The following is a 5579-nucleotide window of genomic DNA, read 5'->3' on the forward strand; positions in this document are numbered from 1 at the left end:
CGCCCGTCCTCTCACTCCCGGCGAAATCGCCCTTGCCCGCTCGGTGTTCGGCGAGGCGATCGACTATTCGGCGGTCCGCCTGGTCAATCGCAAGTGGTGGCCGTTCCAGCCGAGGAACGCGGCGATGGCGCCGACCGGCAATATTCATTTCCACCCGCATGGCGACCTGTGGTCCGAGGATTTCGCCGCCGAACCGATTGGCCTCCAGGGCCTGTTCATCCACGAGATGACCCACGTCTGGCAGTCGCAGACCCGCGGGCGTTTTTATCTGCCGCTGATGCGCCACCCGTTCTGCCGTTATGCGTACATGCTCGAGGACGGCCGGTCCTTCGCCCGCTACGGCCTCGAGCAGCAAGCCGAAATCGTCCGCCACCTGTTTCTCGGCGATGCCGGGATCAGGCTACCGCAGACCGGAGACGTTCCGCGCCTGCGGGCGCTAGTTCCGTTCAGCCGCACTTAGTCAGTTGCAGCGACCAGAGTCATATGAACCGTGGATTTCGGGCCACACTAGGCCGCACTCCCGCCGCGGTGCGCGCTGAGCGCCAATTTCCAGACGTGCTAAGCCATTGAAATACAATATAGTCGCAGCTCCATATTTGCAGAATCTAAGGTCAGCGGCATCTCTTTCCTAATACCCTGATCTCCTGCATAGTCTTACGATTAATGACATGCCGGGGGGCCAAGACATGCGCAACATTTCGATCCTGTTGATTGGCACCGCCGCTGCGGCCATTGCCACACCATCTTTTGCTCAAACGACGCCAGCCGACGCCGCGCCGGCGGCCAGCCAGCCAGCCGACACTGATATCCGGGACGAAATCGTCGTCACCGGCACACGCCGCCTGGACCGTACCGTGACCAACTCGGCCTCGCCAATCGACGTCATCAGCGCGACCGAGCTGACAAGCCAGCCGACCGCGAACCTGCTCGACACAATGAAGAACATCGTGCCGTCCTTCTTCGTCCCGCAAAATACGATTTCCGACGCCTCGACGTTCGTCCGCGCGCCCTCGCTGCGCGGCCTTCCGGGCGACGAAACCCTCGTCCAGATCAACGGCAAGCGCTTCAATCGCTCCGCCCTCGTCCAGGTCTATGCTGGCGGCGACACCGGCCTGTCGTTCGGCTCCCAGGGCGCTGATATTTCCGCGATCCCCTCGATCGCGATCAAAAGCCTGCAGGTTCTGCGCGACGGCGCGACCGCGCAATATGGCTCCGACGCGATCGCCGGGGTGATGAACTTCGGCATGCGCGACGACCGCAACACGATCGAGCTGCAGGCACGCTACGGCCAATACTTCGACCATGGCAGCACCGATCTCGACAGCGGCAAGAGCCGCCAGATCGCGGGCAATATCGGCGTCGGCATCGGCGCCACCGGCTTCATCGATATTGCCGGTGAATATAATAATGACACGGGCACGAGCCGTGGTGTCACGCGGCCGATCGCGGCCATATTCGCGGCTGCCAACCCGAGTCTCGCCTCACAACTGCCAAACTATCCCCTGCCGGTGCAGATCTGGGGCAGTTCGCCCCAACATGGCTGGAAAGGGATGGTCAACGCCGGCGTCGACGTCACGCCGAACAGCCAACTCTACGCGACCGCGCTGGCGGCCTATAATACCGCCGACGCGAGCTTCAATTATCGTTCGCCGATCGCCGGAAGCGCGGTCGACGTGAACGGCATTACGCGCTCATTCGGAGCGAACGGGGCCTTCACGGCACCTTATTACATGACCCAATGCCCGACCGGGAACGCGACCTGCGCCGCCGGCGGCTATGTCCAGGATTCGAATACCTTCCTCTTCTCGTCGATCTATCCCGCCGGCTTCACGCCGAGGTTCCACGGCGTAAGCAAGGAGCGCTGGGGCGTCGTCGGCTGGAAGGGCAATCTCGACAACGGCCTGACCTACGACCTGTCCGGAACCTTGGCGAAAAACACGCTCCGGCTGTCGATGACCCAGTCGCTCAATGCATCCTATGGCCCGCTGTCGCAAACCAGCTTCGAGTTCGGGACGCTCAGCCAGAAGGAAATGAACCTTAACCTCGACATGACCTATCCGATCGCCGTCGGGTGGTTCAGCCCGATCACACTGTCGTGGGGCGGTGAATATCGCAAGGAAACCTACGGCCAAACGGCCGTCGACCCGCAATCCTATGGCGGCGGGCCCTATGTTACGTCCCACCCACTCTACGTCCAGACCTCGCCCGGCGTGTACACCCAGGTTGGAACAACGCCCGCCAAGTCCCCTGGCGCCAGCGGATACGGAGCCACCAGCCCGATGTTCGCCGGTAGCTGGGACCAGTCGAACTGGGGCGTCTACGGCGGCGCCGAGGCGGACATCACCGACGCGCTGAGCATGGGTGTCATGGGCCGGTACGAGCATTACAACACGTTCGGCGGCAGCTTCGTTTACAAGGTCAACGGCATCTACAAAGTGACGCCGCAGGTCTCGATCCGCGGCACGCTCGGCACGGGCTTCCACGCGCCGTCGCCGGGCCAGTCGCATGACGCGATCCTGACCACGAGCTTCCCGGGCGGTATCCAGGTCCAGACCGGTACCTACCCGGTAGAGAGCGACATTTCGCGATATTATGGCTCGACCACGCTCGGCCCCGAGAAGTCGCGCAATTATGGCGCGGGTATCGTCCTCAAGCCGATGCCAGCTCTGACGATGACGATCGACGGCTATTTGATCAAGGTGAAGGACCGCATCGGCATTTCGCGAACGTTCGCCGTCACTGCGGCGGACCTTGCCGCCCAGCCCGCACTCATCGCTGTCGGCGTCGGCGGGGCAGTCAGCTATTTCACCAACGGGTACGACACGACGACCAAGGGCATCGACTTTGTCGGCACCTGGCGCACCCACATGCTGGACGGCGCCATGAACTGGACGCTGGCCTATAATTACAACAAGTCGACGGTCGATCGGTTCGATCCGGGCGTGATCAGCAAGGGCCAGATCATCAACGTCGGAAACCTCGCCCCCAACCATCGCGCGACGCTGTCGGTCAACTGGACGCGCGGCCCGTTCATGGTCAACGCGCGCGAGAATTATTACGGGTCGTGGGTCAATGCCATCGACTATTGCCAGACTCAGGCGACAACCCAGTGCCGCGATCCGCTGACCTGGCAGAAGTTCGGCGCCAAGTTCACGACCGACGTCGACGTCAGCTACACGTTCCTGAGGTATTTCACGCTCACCGTCGGCGCGAGCAACCTGTTCAACACCTATCCCGACAAGATCGCCAATTCGGTCGTAAACCCGGTCTTTCCTTTGACGGGAGGTACGGACTTTGGTCAGGTCTATCCGCGTACCGGCGGCCCGTTCGGGTTGAACGGCGGCCTGTGGTACGCCCGGCTGAAGTTCAAGTGGGGCGCGGAGCCTCGGTATGCGCCGCCACCGCCGGTCGCAGTACCGCCGCCTCCGCCGGCCACGCAGTCCTGCGCTGATGGCAGCGTGATCGAGGTCGGCGCCGCTTGCCCGGCCCCGCCGCCACCGCCGCTGCCGCCGCCTCCGCCTCCGCCAGCGCCGAGTGGTGAACGCGGCTAGGTCGTTGAACCGCTAAATTGAGGGGGGAAGCTGCGGCTTCCCCCCTTTTTTTGTCCGGTCGGCGGCGTTGCATTATCGCCTGCCATCCTCAAAGGCGCACCAATGAGTTCCAAGGCGCACATCGCCACGACGGGCGAGGGCCTGCAGGAGACCGCGCGGCGCAGGCGGATTGAGCAAGCCTGCGGCGTGTTGCGCCGGACCGACTGTTCGCTTGCGGACATCGCGCCTCGCGGCGGGTTTCTGCGACCAGAGCCATATGAACCGTGGATTTAGAGCCACACTCAGCCGCACACTCGCCACCGTCCGCGCCGAGCGACATCTTCTGGTTGGACCTACGCCTTAGAGAATAAACGCATTTTCGGACAAAAATGTCGCACATTCGAAAGCGTGCAGGGTCCCTTCCCTAATAAAATGTACTTGGGCATATTGTGACAGTCACGCGACACGCTTGGGGGAGCTCTACAAATGCGCAAAACTTCGATTCTGCTGATCGGCACTGCGGCGATCGCGATTTCCACACCGTCCTATGCGCAATCGGCGCAGGAGGATGTCGCCCAGGCGAATAACCCGCCGGAGGCCTCGGCGGGCAACGAAATCGTCGTCACCGCGACGAAGCGCGAGTCGACGATCCAGCAGGTGCCATTTTCGATCAACGCGCAAACCGAGAAAGACATCCAACGCGCCAACGCGACGACACTTGAAGCGATCAGCCGGAACGTCGCCAGTCTGACGGTCGAGAATCTCGGTCCGGGCCAGAGCCAGGTATCGATCCGTGGCGTCGCCGCCGGACAGATTGCCCGTGACCAACCCGGTGTGAAGGAGCAAGTCGGCGTCTATCTCGACGAAAGCGTCATTTCGCTTTCGCTTTTTACCCCGGATATCGACCTTTACGACCTGAATCGCGTTGAAACCTTGCGCGGACCGCAAGGCACATTGTTCGGATCAGGCTCGGTCGGCGGGACCTTGCGCTACATCACAAATCAGCCTCGCCTCGGTGAAACGTCGGGTAGCGTTGAAGCCAACGTCAACACCGTCGAAGAAGGTGACATCGGTTACCACCTGAAGGGTGCGCTCAACGTTCCACTGGGATCGACCGCCGCACTTCGCGTTGTCGGTTATGGCACCCACTATGCGGGCTTCATCGACGCAGTCGGGCCGGCTGCCGGAAAGAACGTCAATGACGGTTACCGCGTCGGTGGGCGAGTGGCGCTGCTCTGGGAGCCGATCCCCGAACTTAAACTGACGCCCCGTGTCATCTATCAAAAGATTAGATCCAACGGGTTCAACCGCGAAGACGTCTACAACGTCCTCGGCAACGAAAATACCGTGCCACAGTACAACCTCGGCGAGCGAGAGCAGTATCTCGCGACGCGGGAGCTATTCACCGACAAGACGACTATTGCCGACTTCACGGGCTCGTACGATTTCGGGCCAGTCGAGCTGACATCGATCACCAGTCACATCAATCGAGACGTCTATGTCGGTCGCGATGCGACCGAGCTGACCGGATTCTATTCGGCCGCGGCGTTCGGCTTCCCCAATGCCGCTTCGAATATCCCGTCGAACCTCGTGGATACCACCAAGCTTAAACTCTGGACCCAGGAAGTCCGCTTCGCATCGAATGGCTCCGGGCCGTTCCAATGGGTCTTGGGTGGCTTCTATTCGGACGGTCGGCGGGACTACACGCAGACTCTGCCGACACCGGGGATTGACGTTTACATCAATGGCCTCTTGGCCGCCGGCTGCATCTCCGATCCTACTTCGTGCTTGTCCCCCGGCGTCCCGCCGACGACCGTGAACCTTGCCAATGGGTTCGCGCTCAATTCACCCTATAACGCGGCCTTCACGCTCAAGAGTAAGCAGACAGCGCTGTTCGGCGAAGCAAGCTACAAGTTCAACCAGTTCAAGGTCACGGCCGGTGGCCGCTGGTATGATTTCAGGGAAACGCGCCAGTTCAGCAATGGCGGTATCTTCGCGCCGGGAGTCAATCAGACCGACAAGGTGAAATCGAGTGGCTTCTCGCCGCGC

General features: G+C 61.6%; 4 protein-coding genes. All 4 read left to right on the forward strand.

Features of this window, described 5'->3' with window-relative positions; genetic code table 11:
• The coding region (locus tag RMO25_RS08935; protein WP_309662258.1) for a vgr related protein at positions 1-460 on the forward strand (460 nt) is incomplete at its 5' end.
• A 226-nt stretch (positions 461-686) separates the two neighbouring features.
• Positions 687-3551: a TonB-dependent receptor domain-containing protein gene (locus RMO25_RS08940; protein WP_309662259.1), complete on the forward strand. Its 2865-nt coding sequence runs from the start codon at positions 687-689 to the stop codon at positions 3549-3551.
• Between the two features lie 102 nt (positions 3552-3653).
• The gene (locus RMO25_RS08945) at positions 3654-3824 is read left to right on the forward strand and encodes a hypothetical protein (RefSeq protein ID WP_309662260.1); all 171 of its coding nucleotides are present in this window, start codon (positions 3654-3656) and stop codon (positions 3822-3824) included.
• 192 nt (positions 3825-4016) lie between these two features.
• A partial coding sequence (locus RMO25_RS08950) for a TonB-dependent receptor (protein ID WP_309662261.1) occupies positions 4017-5579 on the forward strand: 1563 nt, incomplete at its 3' end.

The sequence above is a fragment of the Sphingomonas sp. genome, from assembly GCF_031361285.1.
In the GTDB taxonomy this organism is placed as follows: Bacteria; Pseudomonadota; Alphaproteobacteria; order Sphingomonadales; family Sphingomonadaceae; genus Sphingomicrobium.